This window comes from Streptomyces paromomycinus, from assembly GCF_003865155.1.
In the GTDB taxonomy this organism is placed as follows: Bacteria; Actinomycetota; Actinomycetes; order Streptomycetales; family Streptomycetaceae; genus Streptomyces; species Streptomyces chrestomyceticus.
This window is the reverse complement of the sequence record NZ_BHZD01000001.1, coordinates 2403453-2419144: the sequence shown is the minus strand read 5'-3', so window position 1 is coordinate 2419144 and position 15692 is coordinate 2403453. Positions and strand designations below refer to the sequence as shown.

Here is a 15692-nt window from a genome sequence, read left to right as displayed (position 1 = left end):
ATGGACGAGTGGGCGGACCGGCGGAACGCGGTACGGGCGCCTGACCGCGCGCCGGACGACGGCACCGTGCCCGAGGACGGGGTGCCCGGGGCGACCGCCGCGCGGGACGGCGGCCGCCCGGCCCGCGACCGCGTGGAACTGGCCTTCTTCACCGACGAGGGCGCGCCCGCCCGACTGTCGGCGGCCTACTGGGGCGACCTGCCGCCCGGACAGCAGCGGCACGGGCTGCGCGCCAGGCCGATGACGCTGGGCGAGGACTGGCGGGTGATGCAGTACCGCCTCGCGCACACCGTGCGCGGCGACCACCGGGCCCGCGACCGGCTGGAGGCGGAGGTGGGCGTCGGCCTCGCCGTGCGCCGGGCGTTCGGCGACGCCCCGTACCACCAGTTGTTCGCCCGGCTCGGCGGTTACCACCTGGACGTACGCGAGCCGTTCGTCTTCTACGAACCAGCGCGCGGCCGCCCGCTGGCGGCGCTCGCGGGCCGGGCCACGGTCAAGGAGCAGGAGCGCATCCGCAGCGAACTGGTGCTGGCCGTCCGGCTGCTGGAGGCCGTGGGCGTCGTGCACCGCGGGCTGACCCCGCACTCCGTACGGTGGGACGGCCGCCATGTCCGGCTGCCCGAGCCCTGTCTGGCCACCCGCGCCGGACATCCCCGCGAGGCGCTGGGCGAGGCGCCCTGGGCCCCTCCGGAGCAGCGCGCCGGGCACGGCACCGCGGACCCGCGCGACGACCTGTGGAGCGTGGCCCAGCTGATGTACCACCTGGTCACCGGCCGCGAAGGGGAGCCGGACGGGCCGCCGCGCGACCTGGCGCGGCTGCCCGCGCTCGGCATGCTGTCCACCGCCTTCGCGCCCAGGGCGGCGGAGCGCGGCCACCCCGTCGAGGTGCTGCGGATGCTCAACCGGCAGGACCCGCTGCAGAGCCGCCCCCTGCCGGCCGACTCCCTGGAGCCGGGGCGCCGGGCCTTCGACGAGGAACTCGCGCGCAAGAGAGCGGAGTTGGGGTTGAACGGCGACCAGGAGGCGGCGGCCGGTCCCGGCGGCCGGGCGCCGGGCCGCGGGCTGCGCGCCCTGTTCGGCACCGGCCGTACGGGCACGGGAGGGCGCCGGTGAGCACGCCAGAGGAGGAGCCCGGCGCCCGGCGCGTGCTGTGCCCGTACTGCCTCGACAAGATCCGCTACGACGAGAAGCAACTGTTCGTGCGGAACGACGAGTACAAGTTCGTCCCCCTCGGCCTGGAGAAGGAGGGCGCCAACAAGCTGCGCCGCGACGACGCCGTGCGCGAGGCGTTCCACAAGTGCGGGAACTCGGCGAACATGCACGACCACTACCTGCCCGCCCCGTACTTCACCAACGGCGAACCCCTGACCGTGGCCCTGGTCGGCAGCTCCCGCGCCGGCAAGACCCATCTGCTCGCCTCGATGATCGGCGAGGTGGAGCGCGGCGCGCTGGACGCACACGGCCTCAAGGCCACTCCGCTGCACACCGAGTCGCACCGCTCCTACCTCGACCAGCGGGTGCTCAAGCTGCGGGCCGGCGAGATGCTGGCGCACACCGAGCAGACGGACTTCGCGGAGTTCGCCGACGGGCTGCTGGTCGGCGGGGGCGGCACGGCACGTCCCCGGCCCGTGGTCTTCTTCGACCTGTCGGGCGAGGACCTGGAACGCACCGGCCGGGTGACCCGGTTCCTCGCCGCCGTCGACGCGTTCCTCTTCGTGGTCGACCCGCTGCGCGCGCTGCCGCTGCCGTACCTGGACGCGGTACGCGAACGCACCAAGCAGCGCACCGACGACCTCGGCGACCGCTCGTTCGGCACCGTGCTGGACCGGGTGCCGCGCGACGGGCGGCCGTACGTGGACAAGGCGGCCGCGGTCGTCGTCGGCAAGAGCGACCTGATCCGCTTCGAGCCGGCCGTGGCGCGCTGGCTGACCGCGCCGGAGAGCGCCCGGCCGACGGCCCGGGCCCTGCGCGAGGAGAGCCGCGACGTGTACGCCTTCCTGCGCCACCACGGCGGGCCCGCCTGGCTCAAGCCGTTCAGCGACTGCGCGCGGTGCACCCTGCACTTCGCGTCGGCCACCGGCGGCCAGGAGGACGCGGGCGGCTTCCCCCAGGGCGTACGGCCGAGGCGGGTGCTCTCCCCGCTGCTGTCGATCTTCGCGATGTGCGGGCTCCTGCCGGGAGCCGATTCCCAGGAGGTGGGACTGTGAGCGGGACCGACGCGCCGGTGCACCAGATCGTCTTCCGCTGGGACGCGGACCTCGTCGTCGGCGGCGCGGGCGTCGGCCCGGTCGCCTGGTCGGGCAACCGGGACGGGCTGGGGCCCATCTACCGCAAGGTCGCCACGCTGCTCAGCGTGCCCGGCGACGGGGCCCGCGAAAGCCTGGCCCGGGTGGAGCTGCGGGGCGAGCGCGGGGCCGAGAGTTCGGTCCTGCTGATCCGCCGCATCCCCGGCCAGGACCACGGCGGGCGCCCCAGCACCTGTTCCCACGCGCTGCTGGGCAGCCCGTCCGTGCTGACGCCCGGCCGCTGCCTGGGCCTGCACTCCTGGCGCTGGGAGGGCAGCGGCATCGACCTGCTGGAGGCCGAAGGGCGGTCCCTGGAGTGCGTACCCGCCCAGGCGCTGCGGGCGGCCACCGAGCGGGCGGCGCCGGAACTCACCGAGCGGGCGGAGCTGTTCGAGGCCGAACTGGCGGCGGTGCTCACCGGGCGCCTGCGCGAGCCGCGGCAGCGGCTGTCCGTGCTGGACCACACCGGCGGCGACGGGCCGGTCCATGTCCTGTGGGCGCTGTGGGGCCTGGCCGGCCGGGCGCTGCCCGGCTGGTCGTTCGCCACCCACGACACCCGGGACAGCGGACCGTTCCGCTACGTCTTCGTCCCGAGCTGGCCCGTGTCGGCCACGCAGGACCAGCAGGTGACCCGCCTGGATCCCGCCCGGCCGAGCCGCGGGGACGGCCGGGACAGCCGGGACAGCCGGGACGGCCGGGACGGCCGTTCGTCGGACCACGGCGACCCGGCGGGGGAGGCCGCCGCCCGGCTGGCCGAGCACTACATGGAGATCCGCCACGATCCCGGCGCGCTGCGGGAGACCCGCCGCGCACTGGCCGAGCGGCACGTCTTCGAGGAGGAACGCCTCGACGAACGGGTACGCCTGGTGCACCAGGCGCTGAAGTGGCTCGGCCACGCCGGTGACCACCGCCGCACCCGCACGGGCCGGACGGCCGAGTCCCGTGAGCCGCTGTACGACCGGGCCCGGGAGGAGCAGCGGTACGACAGCACGGGGTACGGCGGGCAGCCGTACGACGCCGCGGTGTTCGACAACCTGCGGCAGGATCAGGACCAGGGGGGCGGCCGGTCCTACGACCCGTCCTACGGGCCGTCCGCCTCGCCTGCCTCATCCGCCTCGTCCATCTCATCTCCCGCCTCCGCCTCATCCCCTGCCTCCGCCTCATCCGCCTCACAGGTCGTCCGCGCCGACACGGGGTTCGCCCGCGGCGTGAGCGCCCAGGTGCTCGACGGCGTCCTGCGCCGCGACGGCACGGAGGCCGGGGAGTACCTGGCCGACAGCTCGGACCGGGTGCTCCTGGAGGTGCTCGGCGGCGGCCTCCCCGCCCAGCAGGCCGACCGCGTGGCCCGGGTGCTGATCCTCCGGGCTCCGCACCGCTCCGACGCCGACGCCCAGGAGGTCGGCGAACGGCTGCTCCAGGCCCGGCTGTTCCTCGGCCCGTACGGTGATCGCCGTGCCGAGTACCCGGTCACCGGTCCGGACGGCCAGGGGCGGGTGCACACCGCCGTGCGCCTGTACGACGGGCTGGTGCGTCCGTACGGCGACCAGGGCGAGCTCCCGGGCCTGCTGCGGCAGGTCCTGCCGGACCTGTGGCACGGCGACCACGGGCTGGGCCGCGAAGTGCTGCGGCTCCTTCTCGACGACGGCCGACCCACCGGTTTCGGCGAGCAGGGCTGGCGGGCGCTGTTCGGGGCCGCGACACACACCGGCACGACACAGACCGGCGCGACCCCCGGCGCCTCGACGACGATGGCGGCCGCGCCGGTGCGGAAAGGGGCGCGGCGAGGCGTCCGCGGGCTCGCCGGCCGGAGCGCCGGGCGCGGCCTCCGGTCCTACGTACCGGGCTTCCGCGGCGGCCGCGCGCCGGACGGCATACGGGACCCGGACCCGCCGGACCGGAACCGGGACCGGAACCGGGATCGGGATCGGGACGCGGCTCCGGCCGGCCAGATATGGGTCGGCGCGCTCCTCATGGTGGTGGCCGTCGCCGTGATCATGATCGCCGTCATCGCCGTGACGAGTTCCTAGGCGGCGTGCCCGCCCGGCGCCCGCCTGGGCCCCGGCCGTAAGTACGGCGGCAGCGGAAACCCGTGTCGCGGCCGTTCCGTGACCCTCCGCCGAGGGCCTTCAGCGGCGAAGATGGGGGCATGGGATTCCATGTCGACTCCGAGGCCGGGCGGCTGCGCCGCGTCATCCTGCACCGCCCCGATCTGGAGCTGAAGCGACTCACCCCGACCAACAAGGACGCGCTGCTCTTCGACGACGTGCTGTGGGTGCGCCGGGCGCGCGCCGAGCACGACGCCTTCGCGGACATCCTCCGGGACCGGGGCGTCGAGGTGCACCTGTTCGCGGACCTGCTGGCCGAGACCCTTCAGGTTCCCGAGGCCCGGACGCTCGTCCTGGACCGGGTCTTCCACGAGAAGGAGTACGGGCCGCTGGCCACCGACCACCTGCGGGCCGTCTTCGACGCGATGGCCGTACCCGAGCTGGTGGAGGCGCTGGTCGGCGGGATGACCAAGCGGGAGTACCTGGCGGCGCACCCGGAGCCCACCTCGGTCCGCTTCCACGTGATGGACCTCGACGACTTCGTGCTGCGCCCGCTGCCCAACCACCTGTTCACCCGCGACACCTCGGCGTGGGTCTACGACGGGGTGTCCGTCAACGCCATGCGCTGGCCGGCCCGGCAGCGCGAGACCGTGCACTACGAGGCGATCTACCGGCACCACAAGCTGTTCCGGGGCGGCGGCTTCAACGTCTGGTCGGAGGGGCAGGCGGCCTATCCGTCGACCATCGAGGGCGGCGACGTGCTGGTGCTCGGCAACGGGGCCGTGCTGATCGGGATGAGCGAGCGGACCACCCCGCAGGCGGTCGAGATGCTGGCGCGCGGCCTGTTCGCGGCGGGGTCGGCCCGGACGATCGTGGCGCTGGACATGCCCAAGCGGCGGGCCTTCATGCACCTGGACACGGTGATGACGATGGTGGACGGCGGAACGTTCACGCAGTACGCGGGGCTGGGCATGCTGCGCTCGTACACGATCGAGCCGGGCGCCGGCGACCAGGAGCTGAAGGTCACCGACCACCCGCCGGAGCACATGCACCGGGCCATGGCGGCGGCGCTGGGCCTGGACGACATCCGGGTGCTGACCGCGACGCAGGACGTGCACGCGGCCGAGCGTGAGCAGTGGGACGACGGGTGCAACGTGCTGGCCGTCGAGCCGGGCGTGGTGGTGGCGTACGAGCGCAATGTCACCACCAACACCTTCCTGCGCAAGCGCGGCATCGAGGTCATTACCATTCCGGGCAGTGAGCTGGGGCGCGGCCGAGGAGGCCCGCGCTGCATGAGCTGCCCGGTGGAACGCGACCCTGTATAGGGGAGGAGCCGTCCTGGGCGGGGAAGAGCAGGGGAGGGGCGCGGCGTCGTACGGGGCCGGGACCGTCGACCGCCCTGAATAGGGATGCGGGCTGTCGTATACACTTCCAGTGTCCCGATCGCCGCGACCTAGGAGCCCACCCCATGGCGACAGACCTCAAGGGCCGCCACTTCCTCAAGGAGCTGGACTTCGGCGCCGAGGAGTTCCACGGCCTCGTCGATCTGGCGGCCGAGCTGAAGGCCGCCAAACGCGCGGGCGAGGAGGTCGCGCGCCTGCGGGGCCGCAACATCGCCCTGATCTTCGAGAAGACCTCCACCCGCACCCGCTGTGCCTTCGAGGTCGCCGCCGCGGACCAGGGTGCCTCGACCACCTACCTGGATCCCGCCGGTTCGCAGATCGGGCACAAGGAGTCGGTGAAGGACACCGCCCGGGTCCTCGGCCGGATGTACGACGCCATCGAGTACCGGGGCAGCTCGCAGTCGGTCGTCGAGGAGCTGGCCGCGTACGCCGGCGTCCCGGTCTTCAACGGCCTGACCGACGCGTGGCACCCCACCCAGATGCTCGCCGACGTGCTGACGATGAAGGAGCACGCGCCCGGCCGTCCGCTGTCGGAGATCGCCCTCGCCTACCTCGGTGACGCCCGCTACAACATGGGCAACTCCTACCTGATCACGGGCGCGCTGCTCGGCATGGACGTACGGATCGTCGCGCCCCAGGGCCTGTGGCCGGACGAGGAGGTCGTCACCCGGGCCAAGGAGCTGGCCGCGCACAGCGGCGCCCGCGTCACCGTCACCGCGGACGTGGCCGAGGGCGTGCGCGGCGCGGACTTCGTCGCGACCGACGTCTGGGTCTCGATGGGCGAGCCCAAGGAGGTGTGGGACGAGCGGATCGCGCTGCTCGGCGGCTACGCCGTCACGATGGACGTGCTGCGCGCCACCGGCAACCCGGACGTGAAGTTCCTGCACTGCCTGCCCGCCTTCCACGACCTGGGCACCGCCGTGGGCCAGGAGATCTTCGAGCGGCACGGGCTGACCTCCCTGGAGGTCACCGACGAGGTCTTCGAGTCGGCGCACTCGGTCGTCTTCGACGAGGCGGAGAACCGGCTGCACACGATCAAGGCGGTCCTGGTCGCCACCCTGGCCTGAGAGCCGCCGTCCGGGCCGCGCGGCCCTGCGCCGCGCGGCCCTGCGCCGCGCGGCGCCGTACGCCCGTATTGCATGGCTATACGACCCCATGGGCGATCATGCAGGCATACGGGCTACCATCGAACGGAATCACGGGTACGGGCCCACCGGCCCCGGTCCCGCCCGGTACGCGGCCCACCCCGCCGCGCGCCGCACCCGGCACCACGCACCACGCTCCACCAGAGATGAGAACCACCCCATGCCTCCGTCAGGTCCGTCCGGACTGCGGATCAAGTCCCCCGACGTCCTCGTCGCCGAATCCGGCGCGGATCTCGAAGGCCACGGCCTCAAGCGCACCATGGGCCTCTTCCAGCTCGTGTGCTTCGGCATCGGCGCCATCGTCGGCACCGGCATCTTCGTCGGCCTGTCCGACACCGTCGCCCGGTCCGGTCCCGCCGTCCTCGTCTCCTTCGTGCTCGCCGCCGTCACCTGTGTCTTCACCGCCTTCTCCTTCGCGGAGCTGGGCGGCGCGATCCCGGTGTCCGGCAGCTCCTACTCCTACGCGTACGCCACGCTCGGCGAGCGCACCGCGTTCCTCGTCGGCTGGTGCCTGCTGCTGGAGTACGGCGTCTCCGTCTCGGCCGTCGCCGTCGGCTGGGGGCAGTACCTGAACGAGCTGCTGAACAGCCTCGTCGGCTGGCAGCTGCCCGCCGCCCTGTCCAGCCCGCCCGGCGACGGCGGCATCGTCAACGTCCCGGCCGTCGTGGTGATGCTGCTGGCCGCGGTGCTGCTGGTGCGCGGCATCCGGGAGAGCGCCCGCGCGACCGCCGCGATGGCCGTGCTGAAGCTCGGCATCCTCGTCCTGTTCTGCGCCATCGCCTTCACCGCCTTCCAGGACGGCAACCTCACGCCGTTCGCCCCGGAGGGCATCGCCGGCATCACCTCCGGCGCCTCGGTCGCCTTCTTCTCGTACATCGGCTTCGACGCGATCACCACGGCGGGCGAAGAGGTGAAGAACCCGCGCCGGAACATCCCCACCGCGATCATGATCTGCATCGGTCTGGTCACCGTCCTGTACTGCGTGGTCGCGCTCTCCGCCATCGGCGCGCTCTCCGCCGACGAGGTCGGCGACAAGCCCGCGGCCCTGTCGCTCGTCGTCAACCAGGTCACCGGCTCCGCCGTCGGCGGCGGCGTCATCGCCTTCGGCGCGGTCGTCGCCATCGCCTCCGTCGTCCTGGCCGTCATGTACGGACAGACCCGCATCCTGATGTCGATGTCCCGCGACGGCCTCGTCCCGCGGGTCTTCGAGCGGATCTCGCCGAAGACCTCCACCCCGGTGGCGGGCACCTGGATCGTCGCCGTGCTCTTCGCGGTCCCGGCCGCGGTGGTCCCGCTGGACGTCGTGATGAATCTGACGACCATCGGCACGCTCGCCGTGATGGCCGTCGTCAACGTCAGCGTCATGGTGCTCCGCCGCACCCGCCCCGACCTGCCGCGCCGCTTCCGGGTGCCGCTCTTCCCGCTCAGCCCGGTGCTCGGCATCGCCTTCTGCGCCTACCTGATCTACGGGACGGGACCGGCGACCTGGCTCCAGTTCGCCGGGTTCCTGGTGGTCGGCGCGCTCGTCTACGCGCTGTACGGGCGGCGGAACTCCCGGCTGGGCCGGGGTGCTGCCGGGCCCCCGGCCGCCGGGTCCGGCGACACCCGCCCGACCTCGGTGACCGGCCACGACACGCTCGGCTGACACCCCGCGCCCACCCTCGGCGCCCGCCTCCGACGCCACCGGCCGGATATCGCGCACTCATGACGACGGTCACACAACGGTGATAACTTCGAAGCGCGATTGCGTGTCTGCACCAGCCGTCCGGCTGAAGGGGGCAGTTGCCCGATGAGCCCGTTCACAGGTTCCGCCCGTACCACCGACGCATGGCAGCACATCCGCGTGACCAGGGAAGACGGCATCGTCACCGTCACCCTCGCGCGCCCGGACAAGCTCAACGCGCTGACCTTTGAAGCGTATGCCGATCTGCGGGACCTGCTCGCCGAGCTGTCCAGGGAACGGTCGGCGCGTGCCCTCGTCCTCGGCGGCGAAGGCCGTGGCTTCTGCTCCGGCGGGGACGTCGAGGAGATCATCGGCGCCACGCTCGCCATGGACACCGCGCAGCTCCTCGACTTCAACCGGATGACCGGTCAGGTCGTCCGGGCCGTACGGGACTGCCCGTTCCCCGTGATCGCCGCGGTGCACGGCGTCGCGGCGGGCGCCGGTGCCGTGCTCGCCCTGGCCGCCGACTTCCGCGTCGCCGATCCCTCGGCCCGCTTCGCCTTCCTCTTCACCAAGGTCGGCCTCTCCGGCGGCGACATGGGCGCCGCCTACCTGCTGCCGCGCGTGGTGGGCCTCGGCCACGCGACCCGGCTGCTGATGCTCGGCGAACCGGTCCGCGCCCCCGAGGCCGAACGCATCGGCCTGCTCAGCGAACTGGCCGAGGAGGGCCGCGCGGACGCCGCGGCGCACATCCTCGCCCAGCGGCTCGCCGAAGGGCCCGCGCTCGCCCACGCCCAGACCAAGGCGCTGCTCACCGCCGAACTGGACATGCCGCTGGGCGCCGCCGTCGAGATGGACGCCGCCACCCAGGCGCTGCTGATGAACAGCGCCGACTACGCCGAGTTCCACGCCGCCTTCACCGAGAAGCGGCCCCCGAAGTGGCAGGGGAAATAGGGGTGGCCGCCCGGAAGGTGGCCGTCGTCGGGGGCGGCCCGGGCGGCCTGTACGCCGCCGCCCTCCTCAAGCGCCTGGACCCGGACCGCGACGTCACCGTCTGGGAGCGCAACGCCCCCGACGACACCTTCGGCTTCGGCGTCGTGCTGTCCGACGAGACCCTCGGCGGCATCGAACACGCCGACCCGCAGGTCTACCGTGCGCTCCAGCGCGAGTTCGTCCGCTGGGACGACATCGACATCGTGCACCGCGGGCGTACCCTGACCTCCGGCGGGCACGGCTTCGCCGCCCTCGGCCGCCGTACACTGCTGCGCATCCTCCACGAACGCTGCCGCGCCCTCGGCGTACGGCTGAACTTCCGTACCCAGGCCCCGCCCGCCGCCGAGCTGGCCGCCGGACACGACCTGGTGATCGCGGCGGACGGCGTGCACAGCCTCACCCGCGCCGCACACGCCGACGTCTTCGGCCCGCGCGTCACCCCCCACCGCTGCCGCTACATCTGGCTCGCCGCCGACTTCGCCCTCGACGCGTTCCGCTTCGAGATCGCGGAGACCGAGCACGGCGTCGTCCAGCTGCACGGCTACCCGTACGCCCGGGCGGGTTCCGGGCCGGAGCACCCGGACGGCGCCAGTACCGTCATCGTCGAGATGCGCGAGGAGGTCTGGCGCCGGGCCGGCCTGGACCGCTGCGACGAGCGGGAGTCCGCCGAGTGGTGCGCCAAGGTCTTCGCCGACGCGCTGAGCGGCCGCCCGCTGCGTTCCAACAAATCCGCCTGGACCGCGTTCCGTACCGTCGTCAACGCGCGCTGGTCGCACGGCCGTACGGTGCTGCTCGGCGACGCCGCGCACACCGCCCACTTCTCCATCGGCTCCGGCACCAAACTGGCCGTCGAGGACGCCCTCGCGCTGGCCGCCTGCCTGGCGGAGCAGCCCGATCTCCCCGCCGCGCTGGCCGCGTACGAGGCCGAGCGGCAGCCGGTCGTCGCCTCCACCCAGCGGGCCGCCCGCGCCAGCCTCGCCTGGTTCGAGGAACTGGCGGAGTACGTGGACCAGCCGCCCCGCCGGTTCGCCTTCAACCTGCTCACCCGCAGCCGCCGCGTCACCCACGCCAACCTGCGGCTGCGCGACCCGGACTTCGTCGCGGCGGTCGAGGAGGAGGCCGGGGTCCCGGACGGCACCCCGCCCATGTTCACGCCGTTCCGGCTCGGCGGCCTGACCCTGCGCAACCGGGTGGTCGTCTCCCCGATGGACATGTACTCCGCCGACGGCGACGGCACGCCCGGCGACTTCCACCTCGTCCACCTCGGCGCCCGCGCGCTCGGCGGTGCCGGGCTGGTGATGACCGAGATGGTCTGTGTCAGCCCCGAGGGCCGTATCACCCCCGGCTGTACGGGCCTGTACACGCCGGAACACGAGACGGCCTGGCGCCGGGTCACCGACTTCGTGCACGGCCGGTCACCCGGCACCGCCATCGGCGTCCAGCTCGGCCACTCCGGCCGCAAGGGCTCCACCCGCCTCATGTGGGACGGCATCGACCAGCCGCTGCCCGACGGCAACTGGCCGCTCGTGGCGCCTTCCGCGCTGCCGTACCGCCCCGGCGTCAACCAGATACCGCACGCCTTGACCGAGCCCGAGCTGGGGGGCATCCGCGAGCAGTTCGTACGGTCCGCGCGGTCGGCCGCCCGCGCCGGGTTCGACCTCCTCGAACTGCACTGCGCCCACGGCTACCTGCTCTCCGGCTTCCTCTCCCCGCTCACCAACCGGCGCACCGACGCGTACGGCGGCGACCTCGCCGCCCGGCTGCGCTTCCCGCTGGAGGTCTTCGACGCGGTACGCGCCGTCTGGCCCGCCGAGCGGCCCATGACCGTACGGATCTCCGCCACCGACTGGGCCGAGGGCGGCACCACCGCCGAGGACTCGGTGGAGATCGCCCGCGCCTTCGCCGCGCACGGGGCCGCCGCCATCGACGTATCGACCGGCCAGGTCGTCCCCGACGAGCAGCCCGAGTACGGCCGCTCGTACCAGACGCCCTTCGCCGACCGCATCCGCAACCGCCTGGGCGTCCCGGTGATCGCGGTGGGCGCCGTCTCCTCCTGGGACGACGTCAACTCCCTGGTCCTGGCCGGTCGCGCCGACCTGTGCGCCCTGGCCCGCCCCCATCTGTACGACCCGCACTGGACCCTGCACGCGGCCGCCGAACAGGGCTACACCGGACCGGGAGCGACGTGGCCCCTGCCGTACCGCGCCGGCAGCCGCACCCCGCCCACCGGCCGTACGGACGCGCCGAAGCCGCGGCTGACGCTGGGCTGAGCGTTCAGCCGGTAGGGGTGGACCGGCCGGCGGTGGACCGGCTCGCGGTGCGGGCCGTGAAGACGGACCGGCCGTTCTGCTGGATGTCGATGTCGAGGAGGCGGCGGCCCCGCCCGTCGTGGCCGGGGGTCACCTCGACCCAGCACGGGGCGTCCAGTTCGCCGTAGCGGTGGAAGGAGCACTCCATGTCGGCGGGCAGCGAGAAGCCGGGCCCGGCGGCGGCGTGCGCGGCCTGCCGGGCGGCCTCCACCATCAGCATGCCCGGGGCGTGGTCCACGGGGTGGTCGAAGAGCACCGGGTGCGCGGTGTTCACCCGCAGCTGCCAGCGGTTGGCACGGCCGGTGGGGGAGAGGACCACGTCGTTGGTGCGGTCGCGTGCCACGAGGCGGGGCGCGACCGGCTCGGCCAGGTCCAGGGTGCGGGCGTTGGCCCGCTGGAGGTCGCTGTACTCGCCGCGCAGGCGGCGGTAGACGGCGGGGGTCTGACAGGCGAAGTGCAGCTCGGCGGTGGCCAGCTCGGCGCCGTCGCGCAGGACGTGGAACCGCAGTCGCGCGCCCGCCAGCCGCCTGCCGCGGTACAGCAGCGCGTGGTCGGTGATGTGCAGTTCCGTCTCGGCGGGTGCGCCGGTGACGCGCAGCGCCTCGGGGTTGACGGAATACCGCAGGTCCTGCCAGATGATCGGGTGGTCGAGCGGTACCCCGTGCGCCACGTGGGCCAGCAGGATGCTCGCCTGCCGCATCGTCTCCACGAGCAGCATCGGGTCGTGCAGACCGTCGACGGGGCCGTAGAAACTGTGCGCCCGCGGCCACTGGGCACTCACCACCCAGGCGCCGGACCCCGCCCGGCGCCAGCCGGTCAGGAACACCTCGGACACGGCGGTCCGGTGCACGTACTGCCGGGGCACGGTCGTCGTCAGCGGCGGCAGGTCCGAGAGGCTGCGGTGCTCCCGTCCGGCGGACGGACGGTGGTCTGCTGCGGTGGACGGCGCGGTGAGCGTGGCGCTGGCCATGCGGGTTCCCTCCCTGGTAGCGGCGCACTCCGCTCGGACGGGGTGCGCCTCGGTGGCGGACCGACGCGGCCTAAGATACAAACCGGATGGTTTGTTTTCTAGTGCTTGCACCGGCTTTCTTACCAAGAGTGGCGGCCGGTACGGGAGGGGGTGACGGCGGTCGGAGCGGAGCTGGGGCGGCGGCGGGTGCGGGGGTGCGGCCCGAGGAGGCGTCAGGCGGCGGTCCGTACCGAGCGGCCGTGCGGGTCGAGATGGCTCAGCGCGCCCGGCGAGGCCAGCCCGGGGAGGATGTGTTTCCACAGTGCCGTGACGCGTTCGGGCAGGTCGAGGCGGTTGGAGGCGGCGTGCGAGAAGAGCTGCACCCCCATGTAGGCGGAGACGAAGAACTCCGCCGCCCGGTCCGGCGCGATCGCCGGGAGCAGTTCGCCCTTCTCCTTGGCGTCGGCGAACATCGTCGTGACGATGTCGATCCACGCCTGGTAGGGGACCAGCGGCTCGTCGGTGAACGTGGTCTCGACGGCGATCCGGGTGCCGGCCTGGAGCAGCGGATCGTCCCGCAGGCCGATCGCCACCTGGTGGGTGAAGTCGATGGCGTCCTGCAGCCGGGAGTCGGTGACCTGCGGAATGAAGGGGTCGGTCTGTTCCGCGATGACGGCGCGGGCGAGCGCGTCCTTGGAGGCGAAGTGGAAGTACAGGGCGCCCTTCGTCACGCCGGCCCGCTGGATGATCTCCGCCATCGTGGCCGCCTCGTACCCGCGCGTGCCGATGACCTGGGCCGCCGCTTCGAGGACGGCACGTCGTGTGCGCACTGCGCGTTCCTGCTTGACCACCGATCGTCCTCCGTATGCTCTTCGAGTGCTCTTCGAGGGGGGTCGTGCTTGGGGGCAACCTTACGAGTCCGGTCCGTCAGTCTATTTTCGGCACGTTAAAAAAGCCAACCATGCGGTATTGAAACCGGCTGGCCGGCGGCCCTCCGCCGGAGCCCGCCGGAAGCCGCCGATCCCACAGGAGTTCCGTCGTGCCCGCACCGAACGCCGCACCCGAACCGCCCGCCCCCCAGGGCCCGTCGGACCCGTCCGCCCCCGAGGTCCCGTCGGGCTCCTGCACCCGGTTAGCCCCGTCCGCCTCCTCGGCCCCGGTGGGACCGTCCGTTCCCGCCACCCACCGGGAGGTAAGGCTCGCCGCCCGCCTCCGGGGAGCCCTCGGGCCGGAGCACTTCACGCTCGCCGAGGCGCCGGTACCCGCCGCGGGGCCGGGACGGCTGCTGGTGCGCAACCGGGTCATGACGGTGACGGCGGCCATGTGCTCGAAAATGACCGACGCCGAGCTGCCGATGCCGTCCTTCGTTCCGGGGCAGGCACTGTGGGGGCCGGCCCTGGGCGAGGTCGTACAGACGTCCGGCGGCGGGTTCGTGCCCGGCGACCTGGTGGTGCACCCGTACGGATGGCGGGAGTTCGCGGTGGTGGAGGAGGGCCGGGCCCGGCGCGTCGAGCCGGGGGAGCTGCCCGATTCCGCCGCGTATCTGTCCCAAGGCGCGACCGCCTGGGGCGCGTTGACCCGTGCCGCGCGAGTCCGGCCGGACGACACCGTGTTCGTGACCGGAGCGGCGGGCGGTGTCGGGAGCACGGCGGGGCTGATCGCCAAGCGGCTGGGCGCGGCCCGCGTCATCGGGAGCACGGGGTCCGCGCACAAGGCCCCGTATCTCCGGGAGGCGCTCGGCTACGACGACGTGGTGCTCCGCGGCGCGGGGCCGGTCGAGGAGCAACTGCGCCGGGCGGCGCCGGACGGCATCGACGTCCTGCTCGACCTGGTCGGCGGCGAACAGCTGCGCGCGGCGCTCGCGGTGGCCCGTACCGGCGCGCGGTTCGCCTTGGTGGGCGCGCTCTCCGAGCAGTTGGGCGGCGGCGCGGGCAGGTCGGCGCCTGCCGAGGTGGATTCGCTGCTGATGGTGACGCGCAGGGTCACGCTGCGCGGCTTCTCGATGGTCGACCATCCCGACCTGCCCCAGGAGTGGACGGCGGAGTTCGGGCGGGGGCTGCGGGACGGTTCCCTGGTCTTCGCCCGCACTCTGGTGCGGGGTCTCGACCAGGCACCGCGGGCCCTGTGCGAACTGACGCGGGGCTGCCATACGGGCGCGGTGCTGGTCGAGTTGTGACGGAGCCGGATGCGTACGGGCCGGTCAGTGGGCCGGTTCCGGGACGGGCCCGGGGACCGTGTCCGCCCCGCTGGGCAGTAACTGTGCCCACAGGTCCGTGACGACGTCCTTCTCCCACCAGGTACGGTCTTCCTGGCCCAGGTGCAGCAGGCCGACCACGAGCGCGGTGAGCAGCCGCGCGGAGCGCCGCGGGTCGTCGCCGGGCGGCAGTTTCCCGGCTGCCCGGTCGGCCGTGATCTTCTCCAGAAAGAGGGCGAACCATCGTTGTTGGAGTTCCGGTTCGGCGATGCCCGGCGCGGTTTCCGGGCGCAGCTGGAGTCCGGCCCGTACGACGACGTCGGTGTCCACCCGGCCCAGCAGTCCGACGGCGAAGTCCCGTACGGCGGTGGGCGCCGGGTGCGGGGCACGGGCCAGTTCGTCCTCCAGGATCCGCAGGGCGCCGAGGGCCTCCTCCCGTACCGCGAAGGTGAGGTCTTCCTTGGACGCGAAGTGGAAGTAGAGGGCTCCTTTGCTCAGCCGGGCGCGTCGGCTGATGTCGACCATGCCCGAGGCGGGCACGCCCTTCTCGGTGAAGGCCTCGGCGGCCGATCGGAGGAGAGCCTGGCGGCTTTGTATCGCTCGATGCTGCGTCGGCACAGTGTCCGTCCTGTCTCTAGTCCGGCTGTGAGCGCACCGCATTCTACATACTAAACCAACCATGCGGTTCGAAAAATGGACCAGGGAG

12 protein-coding genes are annotated in these 15692 nt (G+C 73.2%); 9 read left to right on the top strand and 3 right to left on the bottom strand.

Annotation, left to right across the window (positions count from 1 at the left end; genetic code table 11):
* The 8 genes from OEIGOIKO_RS09695 (at nt 1) to OEIGOIKO_RS09660 (ending at nt 11804) form a co-directional block, all read left to right on the top strand.
* Nucleotides 1-1113, top strand: a complete 1113-nt coding sequence (locus tag OEIGOIKO_RS09695) for a protein kinase family protein (protein WP_125053709.1) — start codon at nt 1-3, stop codon at nt 1111-1113.
* Nucleotides 1110-2207 (top strand): TRAFAC clade GTPase domain-containing protein, encoded by a 1098-nt coding sequence (locus OEIGOIKO_RS09690; RefSeq protein WP_125053708.1) that lies wholly within the window; start codon nt 1110-1112, stop codon nt 2205-2207. Before OEIGOIKO_RS09695 ends, OEIGOIKO_RS09690 begins: the two co-directional genes overlap by 4 nt.
* Entirely contained in the window at nt 2204-4312 is a 2109-nt protein-coding gene (locus OEIGOIKO_RS09685; protein ID WP_125053707.1) for a hypothetical protein, read from the top strand. Before OEIGOIKO_RS09690 ends, OEIGOIKO_RS09685 begins: the two co-directional genes overlap by 4 nt.
* Before the next feature lie 119 nt (nt 4313-4431).
* Nucleotides 4432-5655, top strand: coding sequence for an arginine deiminase (locus OEIGOIKO_RS09680; protein ID WP_125053706.1), 1224 nt, complete (start codon nt 4432-4434; stop codon nt 5653-5655).
* A 143-nt stretch (nt 5656-5798) separates the two neighbouring features.
* Complete coding sequence (argF, locus tag OEIGOIKO_RS09675) at nt 5799-6800, top strand: ornithine carbamoyltransferase (protein ID WP_125053705.1); 1002 nt, start codon at nt 5799-5801, stop codon at nt 6798-6800.
* A 238-nt stretch (nt 6801-7038) separates the two neighbouring features.
* Nucleotides 7039-8523: an amino acid permease gene (locus OEIGOIKO_RS09670; protein WP_125053704.1), complete on the top strand. Its 1485-nt coding sequence runs from the start codon at nt 7039-7041 to the stop codon at nt 8521-8523.
* Nucleotides 8524-8667: 144 nt separating this feature from the next.
* Nucleotides 8668-9495 carry an enoyl-CoA hydratase family protein gene (locus OEIGOIKO_RS09665; protein ID WP_125053703.1) on the top strand — a complete coding sequence of 276 codons (828 nt, stop codon included), beginning with the start codon at nt 8668-8670 and terminating at the stop codon, nt 9493-9495.
* Entirely contained in the window at nt 9480-11804 is a 2325-nt protein-coding gene (locus OEIGOIKO_RS09660) for a bifunctional salicylyl-CoA 5-hydroxylase/oxidoreductase (RefSeq protein WP_371858905.1), read from the top strand. Before OEIGOIKO_RS09665 ends, OEIGOIKO_RS09660 begins: the two co-directional genes overlap by 16 nt.
* A gap of 4 nt (nt 11805-11808) precedes the next feature.
* Here the strand turns inward: OEIGOIKO_RS09660 and OEIGOIKO_RS09655 are convergent, their stop codons facing one another.
* Entirely contained in the window at nt 11809-12813 is a 1005-nt protein-coding gene (locus OEIGOIKO_RS09655; RefSeq protein WP_125053701.1) for a ScbA/BarX family gamma-butyrolactone biosynthesis protein, read from the bottom strand.
* Nucleotides 12814-13025: 212 nt separating this feature from the next.
* Nucleotides 13026-13622 (bottom strand): ScbR family autoregulator-binding transcription factor, encoded by a 597-nt coding sequence (locus OEIGOIKO_RS09650; RefSeq protein WP_246177284.1) that lies wholly within the window; start codon nt 13620-13622, stop codon nt 13026-13028.
* Nucleotides 13623-13951: 329 nt separating this feature from the next.
* Here OEIGOIKO_RS09650 and OEIGOIKO_RS09645 point away from each other — a divergent pair, with 329 nt between their 5' ends.
* Nucleotides 13952-14968 carry an MDR family NADP-dependent oxidoreductase gene (locus OEIGOIKO_RS09645; protein WP_125053699.1) on the top strand — a complete coding sequence of 339 codons (1017 nt, stop codon included), beginning with the start codon at nt 13952-13954 and terminating at the stop codon, nt 14966-14968.
* Nucleotides 14969-14992: 24 nt separating this feature from the next.
* Here the strand turns inward: OEIGOIKO_RS09645 and OEIGOIKO_RS09640 are convergent, their stop codons facing one another.
* A complete protein-coding gene (locus OEIGOIKO_RS09640; protein ID WP_125053698.1) occupies nt 14993-15604 on the bottom strand; it encodes a TetR/AcrR family transcriptional regulator in 612 nt (203 codons plus the stop codon).
* Nucleotides 15605-15692: the final 88 nt, after the last annotated feature.

Bases quoted from the DNA above. Each gene is read 5' to 3' on its own strand.
- OEIGOIKO_RS09695 (WP_125053709.1), top strand. From the start codon at position 1: ATGGACGAGTGGGCGGACCGGCGGAACGCGGTACGGGCGCCTGACCGC.
- OEIGOIKO_RS09680 (WP_125053706.1), top strand. From the start codon at position 4,432: ATGGGATTCCATGTCGACTCCGAGGCCGGGCGGCTGCGCCGCGTCATC.
- argF (WP_125053705.1), top strand. From the start codon at position 5,799: ATGGCGACAGACCTCAAGGGCCGCCACTTCCTCAAGGAGCTGGACTTC.
- OEIGOIKO_RS09670 (WP_125053704.1), top strand. From the start codon at position 7,039: ATGCCTCCGTCAGGTCCGTCCGGACTGCGGATCAAGTCCCCCGACGTC.
- OEIGOIKO_RS09665 (WP_125053703.1), top strand. From the start codon at position 8,668: ATGAGCCCGTTCACAGGTTCCGCCCGTACCACCGACGCATGGCAGCAC.
- OEIGOIKO_RS09655 (WP_125053701.1), bottom strand. From the start codon at position 12,813: ATGGCCAGCGCCACGCTCACCGCGCCGTCCACCGCAGCAGACCACCGT.